The sequence below is a fragment of the Ruegeria sp. CF4 genome (genome assembly GCF_056537345.1).
Genome location: NZ_JBQFRJ010000001.1, coordinates 804,298 through 825,036, shown reverse-complemented (window position 1 = coordinate 825,036; position 20,739 = coordinate 804,298). Strand labels below are relative to the sequence as shown.

22 protein-coding genes and 1 tRNA gene are annotated in these 20,739 nt (G+C 56.5%); 8 read left to right on the top strand and 15 right to left on the bottom strand.

The genetic code is table 11. From position 1 onward, the window contains the following. From ACR0NF_RS04055 to ACR0NF_RS04040, 4 genes are all read left to right on the top strand, one after another. Entirely contained in the window at positions 1 to 435 is a 435-nt protein-coding gene (locus ACR0NF_RS04055; RefSeq protein ID WP_480469788.1) for a hypothetical protein, read from the top strand. Continuing rightward, on the top strand, positions 435 to 1,445 hold the full coding sequence (locus ACR0NF_RS04050) for a branched-chain amino acid ABC transporter permease (RefSeq protein WP_480469787.1): 1,011 nt from the start codon (positions 435 to 437) through the stop codon (positions 1,443 to 1,445). Before ACR0NF_RS04055 ends, ACR0NF_RS04050 begins: the two co-directional genes overlap by 1 nt. Next, positions 1,442 to 2,755 carry a branched-chain amino acid ABC transporter permease gene (locus tag ACR0NF_RS04045; RefSeq protein WP_480469786.1) on the top strand — a complete coding sequence of 438 codons (1,314 nt, stop codon included), beginning with the start codon at positions 1,442 to 1,444 and terminating at the stop codon, positions 2,753 to 2,755. Before ACR0NF_RS04050 ends, ACR0NF_RS04045 begins: the two co-directional genes overlap by 4 nt. 188 nt (positions 2,756 to 2,943) lie before the next feature. Then, on the top strand, positions 2,944 to 3,198 hold the full coding sequence (locus ACR0NF_RS04040; RefSeq protein WP_480469785.1) for a hypothetical protein: 255 nt from the start codon (positions 2,944 to 2,946) through the stop codon (positions 3,196 to 3,198). Positions 3,199 to 3,243: 45 nt separating this feature from the next. Here the strand turns inward: ACR0NF_RS04040 and ACR0NF_RS04035 are convergent, their stop codons facing one another. Further along, positions 3,244 to 4,791: a helicase HerA-like domain-containing protein gene (locus ACR0NF_RS04035; RefSeq protein WP_480777808.1), complete on the bottom strand. Its 1,548-nt coding sequence runs from the start codon at positions 4,789 to 4,791 to the stop codon at positions 3,244 to 3,246. A 446-nt stretch (positions 4,792 to 5,237) separates the two neighbouring features. Between ACR0NF_RS04035 and ACR0NF_RS04030 the strand changes: the two genes are divergently transcribed. Beyond that, positions 5,238 to 5,831 carry an invasion associated locus B family protein gene (locus ACR0NF_RS04030; protein WP_480666906.1) on the top strand — a complete coding sequence of 198 codons (594 nt, stop codon included), beginning with the start codon at positions 5,238 to 5,240 and terminating at the stop codon, positions 5,829 to 5,831. A 48-nt stretch (positions 5,832 to 5,879) separates the two neighbouring features. Here ACR0NF_RS04030 and ACR0NF_RS04025 read toward each other — a convergent pair whose 3' ends face one another. The 4 genes from ACR0NF_RS04025 to ACR0NF_RS04010 are packed head-to-tail and all read right to left on the bottom strand — an operon-like array spanning position 5,880 to position 10,110. Next, positions 5,880 to 7,088 (bottom strand): beta-ketoacyl-[acyl-carrier-protein] synthase family protein, encoded by a 1,209-nt coding sequence (locus ACR0NF_RS04025; protein ID WP_480469782.1) that lies wholly within the window; start codon positions 7,086 to 7,088, stop codon positions 5,880 to 5,882. A 9-nt stretch (positions 7,089 to 7,097) separates the two neighbouring features. Then, the gene (locus tag ACR0NF_RS04020; protein WP_480657653.1) at positions 7,098 to 7,355 is read right to left on the bottom strand and encodes an acyl carrier protein; all 258 of its coding nucleotides are present in this window, start codon (positions 7,353 to 7,355) and stop codon (positions 7,098 to 7,100) included. A 32-nt stretch (positions 7,356 to 7,387) separates the two neighbouring features. Next, positions 7,388 to 8,479: a UDP-3-O-(3-hydroxymyristoyl)glucosamine N-acyltransferase gene (gene lpxD, locus ACR0NF_RS04015; protein ID WP_480777807.1), complete on the bottom strand. Its 1,092-nt coding sequence runs from the start codon at positions 8,477 to 8,479 to the stop codon at positions 7,388 to 7,390. Between the two features lie 35 nt (positions 8,480 to 8,514). Next, positions 8,515 to 10,110, bottom strand: coding sequence for a L,D-transpeptidase family protein (locus ACR0NF_RS04010; RefSeq protein ID WP_480666904.1), 1,596 nt, complete (start codon positions 10,108 to 10,110; stop codon positions 8,515 to 8,517). A 347-nt stretch (positions 10,111 to 10,457) separates the two neighbouring features. On the opposite strand from ACR0NF_RS04010, the gene mepK reads away from it, so the two are divergent. Then, positions 10,458 to 11,027 carry a peptidoglycan L,D-endopeptidase MepK gene (gene mepK, locus ACR0NF_RS04005; protein ID WP_480469777.1) on the top strand — a complete coding sequence of 190 codons (570 nt, stop codon included), beginning with the start codon at positions 10,458 to 10,460 and terminating at the stop codon, positions 11,025 to 11,027. Positions 11,028 to 11,129: 102 nt separating this feature from the next. Here the strand turns inward: mepK and ACR0NF_RS04000 are convergent. From ACR0NF_RS04000 to iscR, 10 genes are all read right to left on the bottom strand, one after another. Further along, positions 11,130 to 11,206: transfer RNA gene (locus ACR0NF_RS04000), tRNA-Arg, on the bottom strand. A 55-nt stretch (positions 11,207 to 11,261) separates the two neighbouring features. Then, on the bottom strand, positions 11,262 to 12,482 hold the full coding sequence (locus ACR0NF_RS03995) for a cysteine desulfurase (RefSeq protein WP_480469776.1): 1,221 nt from the start codon (positions 12,480 to 12,482) through the stop codon (positions 11,262 to 11,264). Positions 12,483 to 12,495: 13 nt separating this feature from the next. Continuing rightward, positions 12,496 to 13,062, bottom strand: a complete 567-nt coding sequence (locus tag ACR0NF_RS03990) for a Yip1 family protein (protein WP_480469775.1) — start codon at positions 13,060 to 13,062, stop codon at positions 12,496 to 12,498. Next, a complete protein-coding gene (locus ACR0NF_RS03985; RefSeq protein WP_480469774.1) occupies positions 13,059 to 13,544 on the bottom strand; it encodes a YIP1 family protein in 486 nt (161 codons plus the stop codon). The genes ACR0NF_RS03990 and ACR0NF_RS03985 overlap by 4 nt, the downstream gene beginning before the upstream one ends. Continuing rightward, a complete protein-coding gene (locus tag ACR0NF_RS03980; RefSeq protein WP_480777806.1) occupies positions 13,544 to 14,824 on the bottom strand; it encodes a SufB/SufD family protein in 1,281 nt (426 codons plus the stop codon). The genes ACR0NF_RS03985 and ACR0NF_RS03980 overlap by 1 nt, the downstream gene beginning before the upstream one ends. Continuing rightward, complete coding sequence (sufC, locus tag ACR0NF_RS03975) at positions 14,824 to 15,579, bottom strand: Fe-S cluster assembly ATPase SufC (protein WP_480469772.1); 756 nt, start codon at positions 15,577 to 15,579, stop codon at positions 14,824 to 14,826. The genes ACR0NF_RS03980 and sufC overlap by 1 nt, the downstream gene beginning before the upstream one ends. A gap of 191 nt (positions 15,580 to 15,770) precedes the next feature. Continuing rightward, entirely contained in the window at positions 15,771 to 16,256 is a 486-nt protein-coding gene (locus tag ACR0NF_RS03970; protein WP_480469771.1) for a hypothetical protein, read from the bottom strand. Positions 16,257 to 16,442: 186 nt separating this feature from the next. Beyond that, the gene (sufB, locus tag ACR0NF_RS03965; protein ID WP_480469770.1) at positions 16,443 to 17,963 is read right to left on the bottom strand and encodes a Fe-S cluster assembly protein SufB; all 1,521 of its coding nucleotides are present in this window, start codon (positions 17,961 to 17,963) and stop codon (positions 16,443 to 16,445) included. Between the two features lie 18 nt (positions 17,964 to 17,981). Then, positions 17,982 to 19,061, bottom strand: a complete 1,080-nt coding sequence (locus ACR0NF_RS03960) for a cysteine desulfurase family protein (protein ID WP_480469769.1) — start codon at positions 19,059 to 19,061, stop codon at positions 17,982 to 17,984. Positions 19,062 to 19,115: 54 nt separating this feature from the next. Next, entirely contained in the window at positions 19,116 to 19,574 is a 459-nt protein-coding gene (iscR, locus tag ACR0NF_RS03955) for a Fe-S cluster assembly transcriptional regulator IscR (protein ID WP_480469768.1), read from the bottom strand. Positions 19,575 to 19,753: 179 nt separating this feature from the next. Between iscR and ACR0NF_RS03950 the strand changes: the two genes are divergently transcribed. Further along, positions 19,754 to 20,407 carry an alpha/beta hydrolase gene (locus ACR0NF_RS03950; RefSeq protein ID WP_480469767.1) on the top strand — a complete coding sequence of 218 codons (654 nt, stop codon included), beginning with the start codon at positions 19,754 to 19,756 and terminating at the stop codon, positions 20,405 to 20,407. Further along, on the top strand, positions 20,407 to 20,652 hold the full coding sequence (locus ACR0NF_RS03945; RefSeq protein ID WP_480469766.1) for a hypothetical protein: 246 nt from the start codon (positions 20,407 to 20,409) through the stop codon (positions 20,650 to 20,652). The genes ACR0NF_RS03950 and ACR0NF_RS03945 overlap by 1 nt, the downstream gene beginning before the upstream one ends. The last annotated feature ends 87 nt before the right edge of the window (positions 20,653 to 20,739 follow it).

The following is a 20,739-nucleotide window of genomic DNA, read 5'->3' as shown; positions in this document are numbered from 1 at the left end:
GTGAAGATACCTGCAGCATTGATCATTGCCTCACTAACCGGCGCCGCTGGTGCCGAAGCATGCTTTCTAAGTGAAGTCTGTGAACACGAAGAAGAGTGCTTGGGTTCAACATTCGATATCGAGTTCGTCGGCAGTCCGCCCAATCAAGTTCGAAGTAATTTCGGGGAGTTCAGAATTGATGGCACGTCCGCGGCCGGAGAAACGACTTCCAACTTACGCCTTTCGAATAGAACAGAGTATGTTGTCACATCTAAAAACTCATTGATGATCGCGTCTCAAAAGACAGAGAATAGCAACTCGATCGTATACTTCGTACGAACACCACCATCAACGCTGACGGCTACGCTCGTCGTCGTTCCGCAGAAATATGTCAATTACTCAGAGACCTTCAATGCGCGTCGCGTATTTGAAGGCGATTGCGAGCAGGAGTTTTAATGGACTTCCTCAACGCCCTTGTGGCGCTCTCCAACTTCGTCCTTGTTCCCGCAATCGCCTATGGCAGCCAGTTGGCGCTGGGTGCCTTGGGGGTGACGCTGATCTACGGCATCCTGCGGTTCTCGAACTTTGCCCATGGCGACACGATGGCCTTTGGCGCGATGATCGCTGTGCTGGTCACATGGGGCCTGCAGGCGGCCGGGGTCAGTTTCGGGCCGTTGCCGACCGCTCTGCTGGCCCTGCCCTTTGCCATTCTGGGCTGTATCGTTCTGGTGCTGGTCACTGACCGGCTGGTCTATCGCTTCTACCGGGAACAAAAGGCCAAACCTGTCATTCTGGTGATCGTGTCGATGGGCGTGATGTTCATCATGAACGGCCTTGTGCGGTTCATCATCGGACCGGATGATCAGAGGTTCTCGGACGGCGCGCGCTTCATCGTCTCGGCACGGGATTTCAAGGCAATGACCGGGCTGCGGGAAGGGCTGGCGATCAAGACCTCTCAGGGAATCACTGTGATTGTTGCCGTTGTTGCTGTGGTGCTGCTGTTCTGGTTCCTCAACAAGACCCGCACCGGCAAGTCGATGCGTGCCTATTCGGATAACGAGGATCTGGCGCTGCTGTCCGGCATCAACCCCGAACGCGTTGTGATGATCACCTGGATCATCGTGGCCGCGCTGGCCACTACTGCGGGTGTGCTCTACGGGCTGGACAAGAGCTTCAAGCCCTTTGTCTATTTCCAGCTTCTGCTGCCAATCTTTGCCTCGGCCATCGTGGGAGGCCTTGGCAATCCAATTGGAGCCATCGCGGGCGGGTTCATTATCGCATTCTCCGAGGTGACCATCACCTATGCGTGGAAGAAAGTGCTGACCTATCTGGCCCCGGAAAATCTCGAGCCGTCAGGATTGGTCCAGTTCCTGTCCACCGATTACAAGTTCGCCGTCAGTTTTGCGATCCTGCTGATCGTGCTGCTGTTTAAGCCCACGGGCCTGTTTAAGGGGAAAGTGATATGAGCGAGCCCGTCAAAAACACGCTGCTTTTTGTTGTCGTCGGCGCTCTGATCCTGCTGACCGGCTTCACACAAAGCTGGAACGCGGCAATTCTGATCCTGAACATGGGCCTGATCTCGGCCATCATGTCGATTGGCGTGAACCTGCAATGGGGCTTTGCGGGCCTTTTCAACGTTGGTGTCATGGGCTTTGTCGCGCTGGGCGGGCTGGCGGTTGTGCTGGTCTCGACCCCACCAACGCCCGGAGCTTGGTCGGCGGGCGGCTATGGCGTCGTGCTTGCCCTCTTGCTGGGTGCAGCGACAGTTGTTGCGGCAGTGATGGTTGCGCAGAAGATGCCAAAAGGGCGTGTGCAAACGCTGGCCATCATCGGTATTCTCGTTGTTGGTTTCTTTGTCTACCGTGCAATCTTTGACCCCAGCATCGCGGCGATTGAGGCGATCGATCCCGCCGTTGCAGGCAATATCGGTGGCCTGAACCTGCCGGTCCTGTTGGCATGGCCTGCCGGGGGATTGCTGGCTGCGGGTGCCGCCTGGCTGATTGGCAAAACCGCGTTGGGTCTACGCTCGGACTATTTGGCGATTGCGACACTGGGCATTGCCGAGATCATCATCGCCATCATGAAAAACGAAGACTGGCTGGCGCGCGGCGTAAAGAATGTCTACGGCATCCCCCGCCCCTCGCCTGTGGTTGGCTATGAGGTTGAGCTGCAGCAAGATCCCTCGTTCATCGCACGCGCGGATTGGTTGGGAGTTGACCCGGTGATCGCCTCGACGCTTTCGGTCAAACTGGGTTATTCGCTGCTGTTCCTGATCGTCTTGCTGGTGCTGCTGTGGATGGCGCAGATGGCACTGAAGAGCCCGTGGGGCCGGATGATGCGTGCCATTCGTGACAACGAAGTTGCGGCCGAAGCGATGGGCAAGGACGTCACTCGTCGCCATCTGCAGATCTTCGTCCTCGGCTCGGCCATTTGCGGTATCGCAGGTGCCATGATGACCACTCTGGACGGGCAGTTGACGCCGGGCACCTACAACCCGCTGCGCTTTACCTTCCTTGTCTGGGTCATGGTCATTGTCGGCGGGTCAGGCAACAACTTCGGAGCCGTTCTGGGTGCGTTCCTGATCTGGTTCCTTTGGGTGCAAGTTGAACCCATCGGCTTGTGGCTGATGAACCTGATCACCTCAGGAATGCCTGATGGCAGCGCTCTCAAGACGCATCTGATCGATAGTGCAGCGCATATGCGCCTGTTCACGATGGGCTTGATCTTGCTGATTGTTCTCAGATTCAGTCCAAGGGGTTTGATCCCCGAGAAATAAGCAAAATTTCGTGAGAATTTCCCCTACCGCGCCGTTTGACGGCGCGGTTTATTGTATGGGTGATCAAAACGGTCTAAACAGCCACACCCGCGATCCACCACATCGCCACTCTGTCTTCATACGACTTGTGTTTGGGCAGGCCTTTTAACGATCACGAAGTTAACCAGGATAAGAGCACCTTATTTGCTATGAAACGACCACTCAGATTCTTTGCTATAGCCACCCCGCTTCTGGCGGTGCTGAGCGCATGCATCCCGTCGCCCGAGCAACTTGAAACCACTCCGGTGAAGGTTCAGACGCCCAAAGGTGTCGTAACCTGCCAGTTGTACCGGCAGGATCGTGTGACATGGGACCGTGCGATTGACTTTCCGGCCACCAAAATGTCGGTGCCAGAGGCTGATGGATATTGCCGTCAGGAAGGGCTGCGTCGTCTGAATCGCTAACAGATCTGGCGCCCCTGATGTATTGCGGGGCGCCTCACTCATTCTCTATCGATTTCGGAATAGGCCACCCAGTATGCCGCGCACAATGCGGCGCCCAGTCGTTCCTTTTAGTTCCTTTATCACCGCCTCGCTCATCGCTGTTGCAAATGATTCTTTCTTGCGCGCAGCGCGTGACGAGGACCGTCCGACGCGGCTGCCCGAATATCTGCGAGCCGATGCGTATTCGCGCTGCATTGGGTTTTGTTGCTCCAAAACCTCCTCAGATTCGGCCTCAGCCGCTGCTTGTGCGGCTGCATTGGCTCGGGCTTGAAGGATCTCGAACGCCGATTTCCGATCAACCCTCTCGCCATATTTCGCCTGCATTGCTGAGGCATCCATCACCGTCCTGCGTTGAGCCTTCGTGATCGGCCCGAGTTGAGAGCCCGGAGGCCGGATCAGCGTCCGTTCGACAACGCCCGGTACGCCCTTCTTCTGCAGCATCGAGGTCACCGCTTCACCCACACCCACCTCACGGATGGCGGTTTCGGTGTCAAAGGCCGGATTCTCGCGATAGGTCTCAGCTGCCAGACGCAGATTCTTACGATCCCGTGCAGTAAATGCACGCAGAGCGTGCTGCACCCGGTTGCCCAATTGCCCAAGGATATCTTCGGGAATGTCTGCTGGGTTTTGCGTGATGAAGTACACCCCAACCCCTTTCGAACGGATCAGGCGCGCGACCTGTTCGACCTTGTCCACCAGAACTTTGGGCGCGTCTTCGAACAGCAGATGCGCTTCATCAAAGAAGAAGACTAGTTTGGGTTTTTCCGGATCTCCGACTTCGGGCAATTCCTCAAACAGCTCGCTTAGAAGCCACAGCAGAAAGGTTGCATAAAGACGCGGCGCACCCATCAATTTGTCCGAGGCAAGAATATTGACCATCCCCTGCCCGTTCTCATCGGTCCGCATCAGGTCCGAGAGTTCGAGCGCGGGCTCACCAAACAGATTGGCTCCACCCTGGTTTTCCAACACCAGCAGACGGCGCTGAATAGCTCCGATTGATGCGGTCGAGACATTGCCATAACGCAAAGACAGTTGCGCCCTGTTTTCACCGATCCAGACCAGCAGTGCCTGCAGATCCTTCAGATCCAACAAGGGCATTCCTTCTTCGTCTGCCACGCGGAAGGCGATGTTGAGAATTCCCTCCTGCGCCTCGCTGAGCTCCAGCAACCGCGACAACAACAGCGGCCCCATCTCGGTCACGGTGGTGCGTACCGGATGCCCTTGTTCTCCGAACAGATCCCAGAAAGTCACTGGGCATGCGTTGTATGAGAATGCATCAAACCCGATACGGTTTGCCCGATCCATGAACGCCTGATGCAGCTTGTGATCAACGCTCCCCGGCAACGCCAGCCCCGACAGATCACCTTTGACATCGGCTAGAAAAACGGGGACCCCCGCCTGCGAGAACCCTTCGGCCAAAATTTGCAGCGTGACCGTTTTCCCGGTACCCGTCGCCCCTGCGATCAAGCCGTGTCGGTTGGCGTATTTCAACGAAAGCCCTTGCGCGTGGCTGTATCCTTCGCCCGCGCCGCCGATAAAGATCTTGTTGTCCATTCAATATCTGTCCCAGTTCTACCGATCTGCGCCAAGCATACAAAGTTAACCTTTGGCTGCGAGAGTAAATCTCACCTCATCGCGGCATTGTCGCGGTGGGGCAAATTCCTCCCTGTCGACTGGCCGTGCCTTCGGGCGCGGCTTTTTTGCGAAATATGGCAAAATTCAGGTCTCGAAGGGTTAAATTCTTTGGCTTAGCAGTTGACCCTTGGGTTCCCCTTTCGTAACGTCTGCGCATAACTAAGTCGGCCAGTCCGACGGGGAGAAAAATTTCATGAAGGGAGCCGCTCCACCGGCTCCCTTTTTCTTTGGCTCTAACGTGGTCTCTTTATCCCGTTTCGGCAAAAATCCGTTCAATTCCAGCGCAGGTATTCGGTTTGAGCCTGACACCACAAGCACAGAGTGATAGACGGATCAAAAAGCGGGATCATAAAGATGAGGCATTCATGATCAGGAAACTTCTCCCTCTAAATCTGGTTGCTGCTGCATTGCTGAGCAGTGCGGCCTATGCGCAGGAAACCACAGATGCCCCTGAGGCCGAAGCCGAAGTAGGGAGCGATCTGGACCTGGGTCAATCAGGTCCTCGGATCGGCGAGCAATATGTGCGTGAGCAGGTTGGCGATTGGAACATCTCCTGCATCAAAACGCAGGAAGACGAAGATCCCTGCGCGATGGTTCAGATTCTCAACAATCAACAAGGCGATCCCATTGCCGAAGTGTCGCTCGGCAAACTGCCGGAAGGCGGCGCAGCCGTTGCATGGGCGAATGTGGTTGTTCCGCTAGAGACCCTGCTGCAGGCGCAGCTGGCGGTGTCGATCGATGGCGCGCCGCGTAAGCTGTACAATTATCATCACTGCGTTTCGGTCGGCTGTATTGCGCAGCTCGGATTTACCCAGGGCGATATCGACGCGATGAAAGCAGGCTCCAAGGCGGTACTGTCGCTGGTTCCTGCCCGCCTTCCGGATCAGGTGTTGAACATGGATATGTCGCTATCAGGCTTCACCTCAGCCTTCGACGGACTGAATGTTTCGGTGAGATAAGCCTCAAGGGTTACTTTACAAAGCCGCCGTTCTTACACGGCGGCTTTCTTATATCCGTTTCAGCGCAAGAACGGCGTTCAGACCGCCAAATGCAAATGCGTTGCTGAGGGCGACATTGACCTTTGCTTCACGTGCTTCATTAGGCACTACGTCTAGCGCGCATTCCGGGTCGGGCTCTTCATAACCAATGGTCGGAGCGATCACGCCATCGCGCAGCGCCATGATACATGCCAACAATTCGACCGCGCCGGTCCCACCGATCAGATGGCCATGCATCGACTTGGTGGACGAGATCATCAGTTCATCCGCATGCGGGCCAAACACACCGGCAACCGCAGCGCATTCCGTCTTGTCATTGGCCGCCGTGCCCGTCCCGTGCGCGTTGATATAACATACATCGCTGGCATTCAGGCGCGCGTCCTTCAGCGCACCTGCCATGGCGCGGGAAGCCCCTTGCTTGCTTGGCATCACGATGTCAGCGGCGTCTGACGACATCGCAAACCCTACAACCTCGCACAGGATATCTGCCCCCCGGGCCCGCGCGTGTTCGTATTCTTCGAACACAAAGATGCCTGCACCTTCGCCCTGAACCATGCCGTTCCGGTTGGCACTGAACGGGCGGCAAGCGTCTTTGGACATCACGCGTAGCCCTTCCCACGCCTTGACCCCTCCAAAGCACAGCATCGATTCCGATCCGCCTGTGACCATGGCAGGCGCGGCACCGCTGCGAACCAGTTGAAACGCCTGCGCCATCGCGTGGTTGGAAGAGGCACAGGCCGTCGATACCGTAAAGCTGGGCCCTTTGAGGTTATGCTCCATCGAGACATGGCTGGCTGCTGCGTTGTTCATCAACTTAGGCACAACGAACGGATGGACCCGGTTCTTGCCATCTTCATAGACCGAGCGGTAATTGTCATCCCAGGTCGACACACCCCCACCGGCAGTCCCAAGAACGACACCGGACAGCGCAGCAGTTTCGCCCGAAAACACGATCCCGGACTGATCGATCGCTTCTTTCGCCGCAATCAGAGTGAACTGGGTGAAACGGTCATAAAGGCTCATCTGCTGGCGGTTGAACCGACCCTCTGCCTCAAAGCCGCGTACCTGACCGCCGATCTTGATCGACAGACGTTCGACATCCCTGAACTCCAGCTCGGAAATGCCGCAACGACCTTCGCGCATTGCTTCGAAAGTATCGGGCACCGAATGACCCAGCGAGTTGATGGTGCCCGCACCCGTAATGACAACGCGTTTCATAGCCCGGCGTCAGACCTTTTCCGCCACGAGCTTTTCAATACCCGCAATAATCGCAGCCACGTTGGTGATATCGAAATCACTGGCCGAAGGCTCGTTGGCGTTGAAGGGCACCGAGATGTCGAACTCTTCTTCGATGGCAAAGATGCTCTCGACCAAACCCAGGCTGTCGATACCCAGATCTTCGAGCGTGCTATCGGGCGTCACGTCCGAAGGCTCAAGAACGGCCTGCTCGGCAATGATTGCAATGACGCGGTCGCTGATGCTCATATCGGTCCCCTGATTTTCGCGTTGGGGATGATTTAATCGCTCGGCGGCTGTTTGAAAACAGCCTTTTTCAACGCCTCGACGTCACGGGCCATACGCGGCAGACGGCGTTGTGCCTTATAAATATTGGTATGGCTATCCATTTTAATGCCGGGATAGCCCATGATTACACGCCCCGCGGGCACGTTCGACAGAATCTTTGTACCGCCACCAGAAATCACGCCATCACCGATGAAAATATTATCGACCACGCCGGTCTGACCGCCAAGGACGACGTTGTTCCCGATCTCGACCGATCCCGAAACCCCGGTTTGGCCGCACAACAGGCAATCTTGCCCGACGCGCGTGTTGTGGCCCACATGCACGAGGTTATCCAGCTTGGATCCGCTCCCGATCACCGTATTGCGAATGGTCCCGTTATCGACTGTGCAGTTTGATCCTACTTCGACATCATCGCCAATCTCGACCGCACCCAAGGAATGAATTCGCAACCAGCTCTGCGCCTTGGCATCCCCTTGATCACCCAGCGTTTTTCGGGCGTTTTCAGCACCCGACACCTCGGGAGTGACATAACTGAAACCATCGCCCCCGATACGCGCACCCGGCTGAGCGATAAAGCGATCCCCGATCTGTGCCCGTGCCCCGATGCTTACCATTTCGCGCAGTAAGGCGTTCTTACCCAGCAGCGCATCCATGCCGACCACGCAATGCGCACCGATGACCGAGCCGGCCCCGATCTGAGCGCGCGCGCCGATGACGGCCAGCGGCCCGATGGATACGTCCGCACCAATCTCGGCAGTTGGATCAATCACGGCAGATGGATGGATTCCAGGCTCGATCCCCTGCCCGCGATCCAGCATTGACGTAATTCCCGCCATCGCCATCCGCGGCCGCTGTACGAATATCGCCGCCTCAAGGCCCAAGGACTGCCAGTCGGCACCATCCCAAAGCACAGCCGCCCGCGCAGATCCCTTCGCCAGTGCCTCGGCATATTTCGGAGACATCGCCATCGCCAGATCGGTTGGCCCGGCATCCCCCGGTTCGGCGGCGCGTAGGATGGTCAGGCCTGTCTGACCAGCGGCCGCGGCCCCGATGGCTTCGGCGATTTGCTCAACGGTGAACTGCATGTCGGGCTTCCTTATGGCAGGACTTGCCCTCGTGATTACCCCTGAACGTCCGGCAGGACCACCCCTGCCTTTTGCAACGCCTTCCAAATCTTGGCGTCACGGTCATAGACGTCGCGGCGGTACTGAACGTCGCCCTTCGGGCCGATATAGGCGGTGCGGTAGATCAGATGTACCGGAACTTTTTTATCCAGCTTCACGGTGGTTTCTTTCCCTGTGTTCAGCACGCGGTGGAAAAACGCCTTCGGATCTTCCTCCTGCTTGGCCAACAGCGCGTATGCGAACTCGAACGGTTGCGCCAGCCGGATACAGCCATGCGAGAAGGCGCGCACCTCTCGTGCAAACAGAGATTTCTGAGGCGTATCATGCAGATAGATGTTGTACTTGTTGGGGAACATGAACTTCACCAAGCCCAATGCATTGCTTTGGCTCGGGGGTTGCCGCATCGAAAACGGGAAGTTCCGAGCGGTGAATTGGGTGAAATCCACGGCGCCGCGATTTACCTGCCGACCACTACGGTCAGTGATCTGGATATGGCCGACCGCATTCGGATTGGATTGCAGCTTTGGCAGGTATTCCTTGGTGATGATCGAGCGTGGTACATACCAGCTGGGATTGATCACCATATGCTCCATCTCGTCCGAGAATTCGGGGCTGCGGCGATCACTCGTGTTCTTCCCGATCACGGCGCGGGTTTCGAAAGTGACCCGACCGTCATCAACAATCTTGGCTGAAAAGTCCGCCTGATTTACCAATACGTGGCGCGCGCCACGCTCTTCCGGAAGCCAACGTTCCCGTTCAAGCGCAACGAGCACAGCCTTGAGCCGATCCGACGCAGGGCGATTGACTTCGGTGATCGTACCTTTGCCTGCAACGCCATCCGGTTCCAAACCATGCGCGGTCTGAAACGCCCTGACGGCCTCGATCAGCGCGCCATCATAGGTCGGGCTGGCGGTCGGCTTGAGGTAACCCATCGACACCAGCCGGTTCCGCAGTTTGAGGACGCTTGGGCCGGTATCCCCGCGCTCCAGCTTGGTGATTGGTACGGTCGCGCCCCATCCGCCTTGTGAGATTAAATCTTCCAACACCCTCTTCTGCTTCATCAGCGCCAGATACTGTGGGGATTGCGGCATCAGATCCTGAAGATAGCTCCCGCCCTCCGACGTGGTGAGCCGTCGAAGGTGTTCACTGGCCGAGCGTCGTTCAATCTTGCGGACGAGCCCATTGTCGATCTGCGACGGCGTCACAGTCCCGGATTGCAGATCACGTGCGTATTTTACGAAGACACGGCTCATTTCCGCCTCGACCCGACCGAGATCGCGAGTGGTCCGCGCCTGCCGCATTTGGTCCATCAACGATTGCACGTCATAACGCGCGGCAGGTAACCCGTGCAGATCGGTTGTTGACAGTGCCTTGATCAAAGCCGCACGCCGCGCTTCATGTTCGGAAGTGTCGCCGACCCATACCGGATCAAAACCGTTATCACGGTAAAATTCGGCCAAAACGGGTGCTGATGCCGTGTTCTCGGCAACGGCCATCTGAAAGGCTGTTCCATCCGTGCTCGCCTGAGCAAAGGATGCCGTAGATGCCAGTAGGGTGAAAAGCAAAACGCGGGAACGGGAAACAAACGACATGAGATGACCTTGGTTATTCAATAGCTTGACGCGCACTGCTTGGACGCGTCCAATGATAATGTTAAGCTGTGCGATTGTTGTCTATTCACAAATGCATCACCAAAGTGCATCTTTTCGCCTCTGGTGCGTGTTTGCATCGGCGGCGCAGCCAACTGCTGTAGATCAAAGCATACTTGCATCAGTTGCGCAAAAAACTGCCGAAAATTCCCCCTTGATTCAGCTGCGGCCAAAGATTTCTTGGCTGTTGAATCCGTCTGTGCCATAACTCCCGCATCTGGGATGGGAAAAAATTAATACAGCGCGCGTAACATCGTGTGCAGGCAGGAACAGTACGGGACGAAACACAAATGACCAAGAGCAGTGCATCGGGCGTGACCCGGCGTGCCTTATTGGGCGCATTCGCCGCAACGGCAGTCGTAGCAGCTCCGACCTATTCCAAGGCAGCAGGATTCCTCCGCGGAGGGGGCGATATTCGCCGCATTCGCATGTATTCAGGCCGCACGGGTGAGCGTCTGGATATGGTATATTGGGTCGATGGCAAATACATCAAGGATGCCGTCAAAGAAGTGAACTACTTCATGCGTGATTGGCGTAACGATCAGGTCAAACCCATGGACCTGCGCACCATCGATATCATGGCCGCCGCGCACAATATGCTGGATGTCAGCGAGCCCTATATGCTGCTTTCGGGCTATCGCTCTCCCAAGACCAATGCAATGCTACGCTCCCGATCGCGCGGAGTGGCCAAAAACTCGCTTCACATGAAGGGCCAAGCCGCCGATCTGCGCTTGTCGTCCCGCTCCGTCTCTCAGATGGCCAAAGCGGCAATGTCCTGCCGCGCAGGTGGCGTTGGGCAGTACTACCGCTCGAACTTCGTACACATGGATTGTGGCGACATCCGCACCTGGCGCGGCTAGTATCGCGTACCTTTGCTCTGATGAGTTAGCCCCCTCAGATGGTTCTGGTGGGGGTATTGTTTTGTCTGGTGACGTGGTTCAGGCGATCAAGAACATGTGAAATGGCGCACCTGAGAGGATTCGAACCTCTGGCCTCTGCCTTCGGAGGGCAGCGCTCTATCCAGCTGAGCTACAGGTGCCTTGGCCGTTAGCTACCCTCGTTCCGATCCGGGTGCAACTGCAAATGCAACCGGATCAGGCAAACAGATCATGCGCCAGTTCCAGCGCATCAATCAGCGTATCAACCTCATCCGTAGTGTTATAGAGACCAAAGCTGGCGCGGCAGGTGGCGGTGACGCCCAAATGATCCATCAGAGGCCCAGCGCAATGATGGCCTGCACGCACAGCAACGCCTTTCTTGTCCAGAATGGTCGAAATATCATGCGCGTGCCCTGCCCCATCCAGCGTGAAGCTGAAGATTGCGGCCTTGTCGGCGGTCTTACCCTGCACCTGCAACCAGTTTAATCCGGTCAGGCGCTGCATGGCATAGTCGCGCAGACCTGCCTCATGGGCGGCAATACTCTCCATACCCAGATCCATCATGTAATCCAGCGCCACACCCAACCCGATGGTTTGAACGATCCCGGGGGTTCCGGCCTCAAACTTCATAGGCGGATCGTTATAGATCACCTGATCCTTCGAGACCTCTTTGATCATGTCCCCGCCACCGATGAACGGACGCATTTCGGCCATACGTTCGGACTTGATGAAAATCGCGCCCGACCCCGAAGGGCCATAGAGCTTGTGGCCAGTGATCGCATAGAAATCGCAGCCGATATCTTCGACATTAACCGGCGTGTGCACCGCCCCCTGGCTACCGTCGATAAGAACCGGCACGCCCTTGGCGTGCGCGGCCTGCGTGATGGTTTTAACATCCACCACCGTGCCCAGCACGTTCGAGCAATGGGTGACCGCAACCAGCTTGGTCTTGGGGCCGATCGCATCGATGACGGCTTGCGGATCCAGATGGCCCGCAGCATCGACATCAACCCATTTCAGGACGACGCCCTGACGTTCGCGCAGGAAATGCCAGGGTACGATATTTGCATGGTGCTCCATGACGCTCAGGACGATCTCATCCCCCGCCTCAAGGCGCGGCATTGCCCAGCCATAGGCTACCAGATTAATCCCTTCGGTCGTGCCGGAGTTCAGCACGATCTCATTCTCGTCAGAAACACCCAGAAAGCGCGCGACTGTGCCGCGCACGGCTTCGTATTTCTCGGTCGCGAGATTCGACAGGTAGTGAAGTCCACGATGCACATTCGAATATTCATGCGCATAGGCTTGCGCAACCGCGTCGATCACCACCTGAGGTTTCTGCGCAGAGGCACCGTTATCCAGATAGGTCAACGGCTTACCATTCACCTCTCGTGACAGGATCGGAAAGTCAGCGCGGATTTTCTCTACGTCGTACATAGAAAGGAATTCCCTATACAGGCCCGCCGGGGGACAACCAAAGAACGAAGGGGATCGCCAGAACACCCGAGATGAGCATCACCAGGAACGATTTGCCAAGCGAGCCAAACCGGTGCGCTTCATTCAGAAAATGCAGAGTGATGTACAGACTCAGACCCAGCATTATGAGGCTGGCAGGAAGAAACAGAAATGGTGCGAGCGACGCCGAAAAAAGGACAATCGCCTGGCCAGCGATCTGCAGAATCTGCAGCCATATCACCAGTGTTGCGACCTCGGTTATCGCGCCGGTTCCACCCAGCATCCGCCCTACAAGCTGAAACGTCACAACGCTGATCAGGATGGCCCCGGCGGATACCAGCAGGGTCTGCACCATCGGAACTGCCAGTTGCTGCACATCAGGTGAGATCAGGGGCAAAATGACACCAGAGGCAGATTGTACAATCCCGTTCAGAATAACCGCCAAAAAGAACGCCAACCACAACACGTCACGACCAAGCCGCATCGCCATCAGACGACGTGCGGCCTCGGCAGGGTTCGACAGGGTCAGAACGACCATATTCATCAACGTGGTAGAGCTCATTCAGGTGCCCTTTGCGTTTGCCTCAGCCCCGAGAACCAGAACCAGACGAAAACTGCAACCCACAACAGACCAATCAAAGACTGCGCTGCCCCCGGGCCAATAAACCCGGCCACTAGGCCATTGAGCAGCACCAGCGGTACCGAGGCTAGCAGCGCCCAGAACAGTGCAAGACGCGCGCCATAGCTTGTACCCTTGCCTCCGACAGCCCGTGCTACCAAATAAGACAGCCAGGCCAGACCGTAGAAGATCAACGGCAGAATGAAGACAGAGCCCAGCAAGGCTCCGCCCATCAGCATATTCAACTCGGACCCTTCCAGATGCGCCTTCCGCGCAAGGCTGGGTAATTGAGCGATAAAGCCAATCACACAAAAGGCCATGACAAACGCCAGCGCTCGATCTTCCCGTGGCCCCATATCCAACAGGCGACGCACTACGCGCCCCGGTCCGCGATACGTGGCCACGATATCGGTTGTGACCGGCATCAGTTTCGGCGCGCCAACCAGCTTTCAAGGCGTTCGACGATCACATCGGCCAGCGCTTCGTCCTCGATCTCTTCCACGGCTTCTGCAAGGAAGGCCAGTGTCAGCATATCGGTTGCATCATTGACCGGTACGCCGCGCGACCGCAAATAGAACAGCGCCGTTTCGTCAATGGCACCGGAGGTCGAGCCGTGCGAACAGGCCACGTCATCGGCATAGATCTCAAGCTCGGGCTTGGCCAGGAACTGGCTGTCATCGTCCAGCAGTAAGGATTGACTGATCTGATAGCCATCCGTCTTCTGCGCGCCCTCCTTGACCAGAATTTTACCCTGAAATACGCCCGTTGCGCCGTTGCGCAGCACTTTCTTGAACACCTGACGGCTTTCGCAGTTCACCGCATCATGGGTGATGAACACCGTGTCATCGTGATGGAAATCCCCGTCACCTACACAAGCGCCAGCGACATGCGCCACCGCGTCATCTCCGGTCAGTTCGACAACCTGCTCATTACGGGTGAGCACGCCATTCACAGTCAATGTGAACGACTTATAGACAGACTCATGCCCCATTCGCGTAAACATATGGGTGGCCGCGCGGCGCTGATGATCACGGCCCTGCGCACGCACATGGTGCAAGGTTCCGCGATCCGCGATGTCGATCTCCATACACTTGTTGAAACGCGAGGCTGCCGGGCCATTTTCCAGGATCGTCACCTCGGCGGCACTCTCAACCCGCACGATATGGTGCAGAATGGCATCCGAAGTCTCGGACTCATGACGATAGATCAGGCTGATCGGTTTGGACGGCTTGCCCGTGACATGAATAGCCACACCATCTGAGGCGAAGGCCGTATTCAAGGCCGCCAGAGGTCGCTGAACCGGGTTCTGACCACGGGCTTCAAGAACGCCATACAGCTCTTTTGCCCAATGGATGTCTTTGCAGCAGATATCCTCCAACCGGTCGATTGAGACGCCTTCCAGCGACAGGTCGTCCGATTCTTCGGGGCTGAACACGCCATCGACAAAAACGATCTTCAGGCGGTCGAACTCATGGAACATCATGGGTTCGTCGGTGTGGAACAGTGCCGCCGGGACAGCCTCGGCAGAGGTCAGAGTGTCCGGTCGGGTGTATTTCCAATACTCATCCCGGCGCCCAGGCAGACCCATTTCGCGAACACGCGCCAATGCGGCTTCGCGCGCTTTGCGGGTACACCCGGCGTCCGGCATGGCCATCGCAGCCAGCCGTTCCTCGGTTGCCGTCTGTTTTGCTTGGGGCAAAGCCATCAGTTCACCTCGGCCAGAATGTCGGCATAGCCGTTGTTCTCAACTTCCAGCGCCAGTTCGGGACCGCCGGATTTCACGATGCGGCCATCGGCCATGATGTGCACCACGTCGGGTTTGATGTGATCCAGCAGCCGCTGATAGTGTGTAATCACAAGGAACCCGCGCCCTTCGTCACGCAGCGCGTTTACGCCCTCGGACACCAGCTTCATGGCATCCACATCCAGACCCGAGTCCGTCTCATCCAGGATGCACATCTTGGGTTCGAGCATTGCCATCTGCAGAATTTCGTTGCGCTTTTTCTCGCCGCCCGAGAAGCCCACATTCACTGGGCGCTTCAACATATCCGCGTCGATCTTCAGAGCCTTCGCCTTAGCCCGCACCTCTTTCAGGAAATCGGTTGCCGACAGTTCCTCCTGCCCGCGCGCTTTGCGTTGAGCGTTTACCGCGGTGCGCAGGAACGTCATATTACCTACACCCGGAATTTCGACCGGGTATTGGAACGCCAAGAAGATCCCCGCAGCTGCGCGCTCTTCCGGTTCCATCTCAAGCAGGTCTTCGCCTTCGAGAGTGGCCGTACCATCGGTCACCTCATAGCCATCACGACCCGACAAGACGTAGCTGAGTGTCGACTTGCCCGAACCGTTCGGCCCCATGATCGCGTGCACCTTGCCGGCCTCAACCGTCAGATCAACGCCTTTGAGGATCGTTTTATCCTCTTCTTCAAGTTTCACGTGCAGGTTCTTGATTTCAAGCATGATTTACCTCGTAAATAGCGTGTCCATCGGATCGATGGGTTTGTTCTTGGAGATCGACGTGGCCTCAGCCGCATACGTTGCGGGCACGAAAAGAAAGGCGCAATCCGTTGCGCATACGTCGATCGAGTGTTTCGTGTTGATGTTAGGGTTCGATTGAAAGTCGCGCGCAATAACAGGGCGCGAGAAACCACTCAGTCGAACTCGATTGCGATGTGGAACACCTGGAGACTGTGCGGCTCGGTCTGTTGCTGTACGAATTCGACCCATTCCGGGCCGTAAACCACTTCGAATGCGTCGGGGTACGCCCAAACCGCGTTGTGAAACGTGAAGGTTGTCACAATCATCGCAAACGCGCTCATTGTGGCGAATTCCTTCTGATTGTTCTTTAGCAAGAACGAGATCAGGAACACGACGCCACCCGCAAGGGCCAAGCCGATAAAATCCTGTCCGCTTCCCTTGGCCTCGCCGGGCAACCCTGCCAGCTTCAGTTGCAGAAATCGCGAGAAGAAGAACGCGCCGACGCCCAGAGCAAACGCTCCGATGAACGCTGCCGGATAGGTAAGGCGTGTCCAGATCGTGTCGCCTTTCCGCTTCGGAGCATGTTTCTTTGCTTCCTGCGCCCGCGTATTGATACGCTCTACACGATCCTGAAAACTTGTTGCTTGTTTTTCGCTCATTGGCGTTCTTGGCAATCACAAATTCAATAACTGTGCATTTGCTTACCAAGCAGAGTCGAGAGGGGCAATTCACAATCTCCGCGCGAAACGGAGAAGTGATAGCGAAGCGTCCCATTGACGCCCCACCGTAGCCACCCGCGATACGTTCAGCATCACCAGTTATGAACGACGTGACCTGCATTTTAGTTAGCCGACCGAGCCTTCAAGGCTGATCGCCACCAGTTGCTGCGCTTCCATCGCGAACTCCATCGGCAGCGCTTGCAGCACGTCCTTACAGAACCCGTTCACAACCAAAGCCACGGCTTCTTCCTCGTCCATACCGCGCTGACGGCAGTAGAACAGCTGATCGTCGTCCACCTTGGAGGTTGTCGCCTCGTGCTCAACGCGGCTGGAGTTGTTCCTGACCTCGATATACGGAACCGTGTGCGCGCCACACTTATCTCCGATCAGCAGCGAGTCACACTGGGTGTAGTTGCGGCTGTCCTTGGCCTTGGGGTGCATCGAGACCAGACCGCGATAGGTGTTCTGCGCCTTACCAGCGCTAATTCCCTTCGACACGATGCGCGATTTGGTGTTCTTGCCCAAATGCACCATCTTCGTGCCGGTATCAGCCTGCTGATAGTTGTTGGCAATCGCGATCGAGTAGAACTCACCCTGGCTGTCGTCACCACGCAAGATGCATGACGGGTATTTCCAGGTTACGGCAGAACCGGTTTCGACCTGCGTCCACATCACCTTGGAACGATCCCCGCGGCAATCAGCGCGCTTGGTCACGAAGTTATAAATCCCGCCCTTGCCGTTCTCATCTCCTGGGAACCAGTTCTGAACGGTCGAGTATTTCACCTCGGCATCTTCTTCGATGATGATCTCAACCACCGCCGCGTGCAGCTGTGCCGTGTCGCGTTGCGGCGCCGTACAGCCTTCCAGATAGGACACGTAAGAGCCCTTGTCGGCGATAATCAACGTGCGCTCAAACTGACCCGTGTTCTCGGCGTTAATACGGAAATAGGTGCTCAACTCCATCGGACAGCGCACGCCCGGTGGCACATAGACGAACGAACCGTCCGAGAACACGGCCGAGTTCAGCGTCGCGTAGAAATTGTCTGAAACTGGTACGACTGATCCCAGATACTTTTTGACCAGTTCAGGATGTTCTTTGATCGCCTCTGAGATCGAACAGAAGATCACGCCAGCCTTTTTCAGCTCAGCCTGAAAGGTGGTTCCGACCGAAACCGAGTCGAACACAGCATCAACTGCAACCTTGCGACCTTCTGCCGGAGCATCTTCAGCACCTTCAACGCCCGCCAGAATCATCTGTTCTTTCAGCGGGATACCCAGCTTTTCGTATGTCGCTAAAAGCTTAGGATCGACCTCATCCAGCGATTTGGGTTTTTCTTCCATCGATTTTGGACGGGCATAATAATACTGGTTCTGAAAATCGATTTCGGGATAGCTGACCATCGCCCATTTGGGCTCTTCCATCTGGGTCCAACGTTCGAACGCGGCCAGACGCCATTCGGTCATCCATTCCGGCTCTTCATTCTTTTCCGAGATCAAACGGACGATATCGGGATTCACGCCTTTTGGCGCGTATTCCATCTCGATATCGGTTTCCCAGCCGTATTTATAAGTGCTGACCTCGCGAACCGCATCCACGGTTTCCTGATCGACACCCTCTTTTACCTGGGTCTGGTCCAAAGCGGCCATGTGACACCCTCCGTCTGATCACGCGGCACGCGCGCGATGCTTTTTCTCTTTTTCGAGCCACGCTTCCGCGAAACGCAGCACTTCTTCTTTCGTCGTCTCAGGCCCCAGCGAAACGCGGATCGCGCTCGATGCAACCGTCTCATCAAAACCCATTGCAGTCAGGACCCGACTTGTCTTGACCTTGCCACTTGAACAGGCCGAACCCGCACTGATAGCGAAGCCTGACAAATCCATCTGCATGACCTGTGTTTCGCCCTTCCAGCCGGGCGTCGCAAAACACATGGTATTCGGGAGTCGCTCCTGATCTTTCCCGACAAAAATAGTAGCTTTAGAGCTAGCCTCAAGAGCGTTTTCTAGAATATTTCTAAGTTCTCCGACTTTTGACCAAACACCATCAGTCAGATCCCGCATTGATGCCTCAATAGCCGCGCCTAAACCTGCTATACCAATCACATTTTCCGTGCCGGACCTACGTCCCATCTCCTGGCCGCCACCGCTGGCCAAAGGCGCGATATCCAACCCTTGCCTCAGAATCAGAGCGCCAACACCCTTTGGCCCCCCGATCTTGTGCGCTGAGAGGACAGCCATATCCGCCCCGCTCCAGGCGAAAGAAAAGGGAATGCGCCCAATGGCCTGTGTCACGTCCAGCAACAACCAATCCGCGCGCCGTGCGCCATAAGGCCACTGATTTTCTACCCTTTCTGGGGGTTGCGAAATAATCCCGGTCTCAGAGTTCGCAAGGCCCATTGCCAATGTATGGCCGGGGCCAAAGGGTCGTTGCTCACAGTTGGACAGATCGATATGCGACCAGAGCGCATCATGCGCGGTGGTCTCGACGAACACATCGCAATCCTCGGGGCGATTTTCCAGAACCCGTGCGGCCTCAGTAGCGCCAGAGGTAAAGATGACTTCTTGTGGACGGCAGCCCACCGCCTCTGCGACCTGTGCCCGCGCACGTTCCACTACTGCCTTTGCTGCACGCCCTTCTGCGTGCACAGACGACGGATTCCCCATCACATCCATCGCCGCCGCCATGGCTGCGCGTGCCTCTGGGCGCAGGGGCGTTGTGGCATTGTGATCCAGATAAACACGTTTCATGGATACATCTTTTCTGGTGTCAGCGTGGGGCGCGTGGGCATAGCTCGCATCGGATCAGTCGTCCACGACCGCGAACAGGCTCGGCACTGCTGGACAGGGCGCAAGGTCATTCCGGATCACGTCCGACAGGCGTGTCTGGTGCAGAAAAACATAGACATTCGCGCTGAGGCTTTCCCACAACCGGTTGGTCAGCGACTGCGCACGGCTGCCCGAAGACCCGCCCGATGCCCCTGCGCCTTTGTGCATCGCATCCACGGTCTCATCCACGGCTGCCAAAACTTCGACCACCCGAATATCAGATGCCGGGCGCGCCAGACGGTATCCACCACCCGGACCGCGTACGGAACTGACCAGTTCGGCCCGCCGCAGCTTGACGAACAACTGCTCAAGATAGGGAAGCGAGATATCCTGACGTTCGGAAATCTCGCCAAGCGTCACAAGCTTATCGGACGACTGCAAAGCGATATCGGCCAGCGCAACCATCGCGTAGCGGCCTTTGGTCGACAGCTTCATTTCATTCCCTCTCGGCAAGAACCGCGCGAAAACATTGACGTCGGTGCAGCCAATGCGTATCTCCCACTGGCAGCGTTATGACGCGACAATGATGTAATTAGAACCGTTCTAAAGTACCCGAGAATTACCGTCAAGATAGTCTCGGGGCCGCTACGGTAAAAAACAGGACAAAAGCACATATGCCCGAGGTGATTTTTCCCGGACCCGAAGGACGCCTGGAAGGCCGCTACCACCCGCAAAAGGAAAAAGACGCACCGATCGCCATCGTGTTGCACCCGCATCCTCAGTTCGGCGGGACGATGAACAATAAGGTTGTCTATAACCTGCATTATGCCTTCTACAACATGGGCTTCACCGTGCTTCGCTTTAACTTCCGCGGCGTTGGCCGCAGCCAGGGCGAATACGATCAGGGCGTTGGTGAATTGAGCGATGCAGCCTCGGCGCTGGATTACCTGCAGTCGATGAACAACAACTCGAAGCACTGCTGGGTCGCCGGTTTCTCATTCGGGGCCTGGATCGGGATGCAGCTGCTGATGCGCCGCCCCGAAATCACCGGCTTCATCAGCGTATCGCCGCCTGCAAATATGTACGACTTCTCGTTCCTGGCACCCTGCCCGTCTTCGGGCCTGATCATCAATGGCTCGGCTGACCGTGTAGCACCGCCTGCTGACACCACTTCGCTGGTGGGCAAGCTGCACGAGCAGAAGGGGATCACCATCACCCATCATGAGGTCGAAGGTGCAGATCACTTCTTCCAGGACCGTCACATGGATACGTTGATGACCGACGTGACCGACTACGTGAAACGTCGCTTGACCGAGAACACGCGCTGATGTCTGACACCATCAATACTCTGGCCGCCAAGTTGGCCGAGGACACGATGAAGGTCATGGATGAAACAGGTGATGAGCGCTTCTTTGTTGAGGTCGGCGAGGTTCTCGGGGCCGCCTCACAATCACTGGAAGAGGCGTTTCTGACCGAAATCCGCGTTCGATTGGCCGAGCGCAAAGCGCGGCAGTTTGTTGTGAAAAGACTGTCGCAACATCGCTCGAAGCTCAAAGCAATTGAAAAGCAGTGACCAGATTTCCTGGCCCATGCTTTGAAACGAAAAAAAGGAGCCCGAGGGCTCCTTTTCTCTACTATCGTTCGATGGGCGCTTAAACTG

Coding starts and splice junctions, on each gene's coding strand:
- ACR0NF_RS04050 (WP_480469787.1), top strand. CDS start 435: ATGGACTTCCTCAACGCCCTTGTGGCGCTCTCCAACTTCGTCCTTGTT.
- ACR0NF_RS04045 (WP_480469786.1), top strand. CDS start 1,442: ATGAGCGAGCCCGTCAAAAACACGCTGCTTTTTGTTGTCGTCGGCGCT.
- ACR0NF_RS04040 (WP_480469785.1), top strand. CDS start 2,944: ATGAAACGACCACTCAGATTCTTTGCTATAGCCACCCCGCTTCTGGCG.
- ACR0NF_RS04035 (WP_480777808.1), bottom strand. CDS start 4,791: ATGGACAACAAGATCTTTATCGGCGGCGCGGGCGAAGGATACAGCCAC.
- ACR0NF_RS04030 (WP_480666906.1), top strand. CDS start 5,238: ATGATCAGGAAACTTCTCCCTCTAAATCTGGTTGCTGCTGCATTGCTG.
- ACR0NF_RS04025 (WP_480469782.1), bottom strand. CDS start 7,088: ATGAAACGCGTTGTCATTACGGGTGCGGGCACCATCAACTCGCTGGGT.
- ACR0NF_RS04020 (WP_480657653.1), bottom strand. CDS start 7,355: ATGAGCATCAGCGACCGCGTCATTGCAATCATTGCCGAGCAGGCCGTT.
- lpxD (WP_480777807.1), bottom strand. CDS start 8,479: ATGCAGTTCACCGTTGAGCAAATCGCCGAAGCCATCGGGGCCGCGGCC.
- ACR0NF_RS04010 (WP_480666904.1), bottom strand. CDS start 10,110: ATGTCGTTTGTTTCCCGTTCCCGCGTTTTGCTTTTCACCCTACTGGCA.
- mepK (WP_480469777.1), top strand. CDS start 10,458: ATGACCAAGAGCAGTGCATCGGGCGTGACCCGGCGTGCCTTATTGGGC.
- ACR0NF_RS03995 (WP_480469776.1), bottom strand. CDS start 12,482: ATGTACGACGTAGAGAAAATCCGCGCTGACTTTCCGATCCTGTCACGA.
- ACR0NF_RS03990 (WP_480469775.1), bottom strand. CDS start 13,062: ATGAGCTCTACCACGTTGATGAATATGGTCGTTCTGACCCTGTCGAAC.
- ACR0NF_RS03985 (WP_480469774.1), bottom strand. CDS start 13,544: ATGCCGGTCACAACCGATATCGTGGCCACGTATCGCGGACCGGGGCGC.
- ACR0NF_RS03980 (WP_480777806.1), bottom strand. CDS start 14,824: ATGGCTTTGCCCCAAGCAAAACAGACGGCAACCGAGGAACGGCTGGCT.
- sufC (WP_480469772.1), bottom strand. CDS start 15,579: ATGCTTGAAATCAAGAACCTGCACGTGAAACTTGAAGAAGAGGATAAA.
- ACR0NF_RS03970 (WP_480469771.1), bottom strand. CDS start 16,256: ATGAGCGAAAAACAAGCAACAAGTTTTCAGGATCGTGTAGAGCGTATC.
- sufB (WP_480469770.1), bottom strand. CDS start 17,963: ATGGCCGCTTTGGACCAGACCCAGGTAAAAGAGGGTGTCGATCAGGAA.
- ACR0NF_RS03960 (WP_480469769.1), bottom strand. CDS start 19,061: ATGAAACGTGTTTATCTGGATCACAATGCCACAACGCCCCTGCGCCCA.
- iscR (WP_480469768.1), bottom strand. CDS start 19,574: ATGAAGCTGTCGACCAAAGGCCGCTACGCGATGGTTGCGCTGGCCGAT.
- ACR0NF_RS03950 (WP_480469767.1), top strand. CDS start 19,754: ATGCCCGAGGTGATTTTTCCCGGACCCGAAGGACGCCTGGAAGGCCGC.
- ACR0NF_RS03945 (WP_480469766.1), top strand. CDS start 20,407: ATGTCTGACACCATCAATACTCTGGCCGCCAAGTTGGCCGAGGACACG.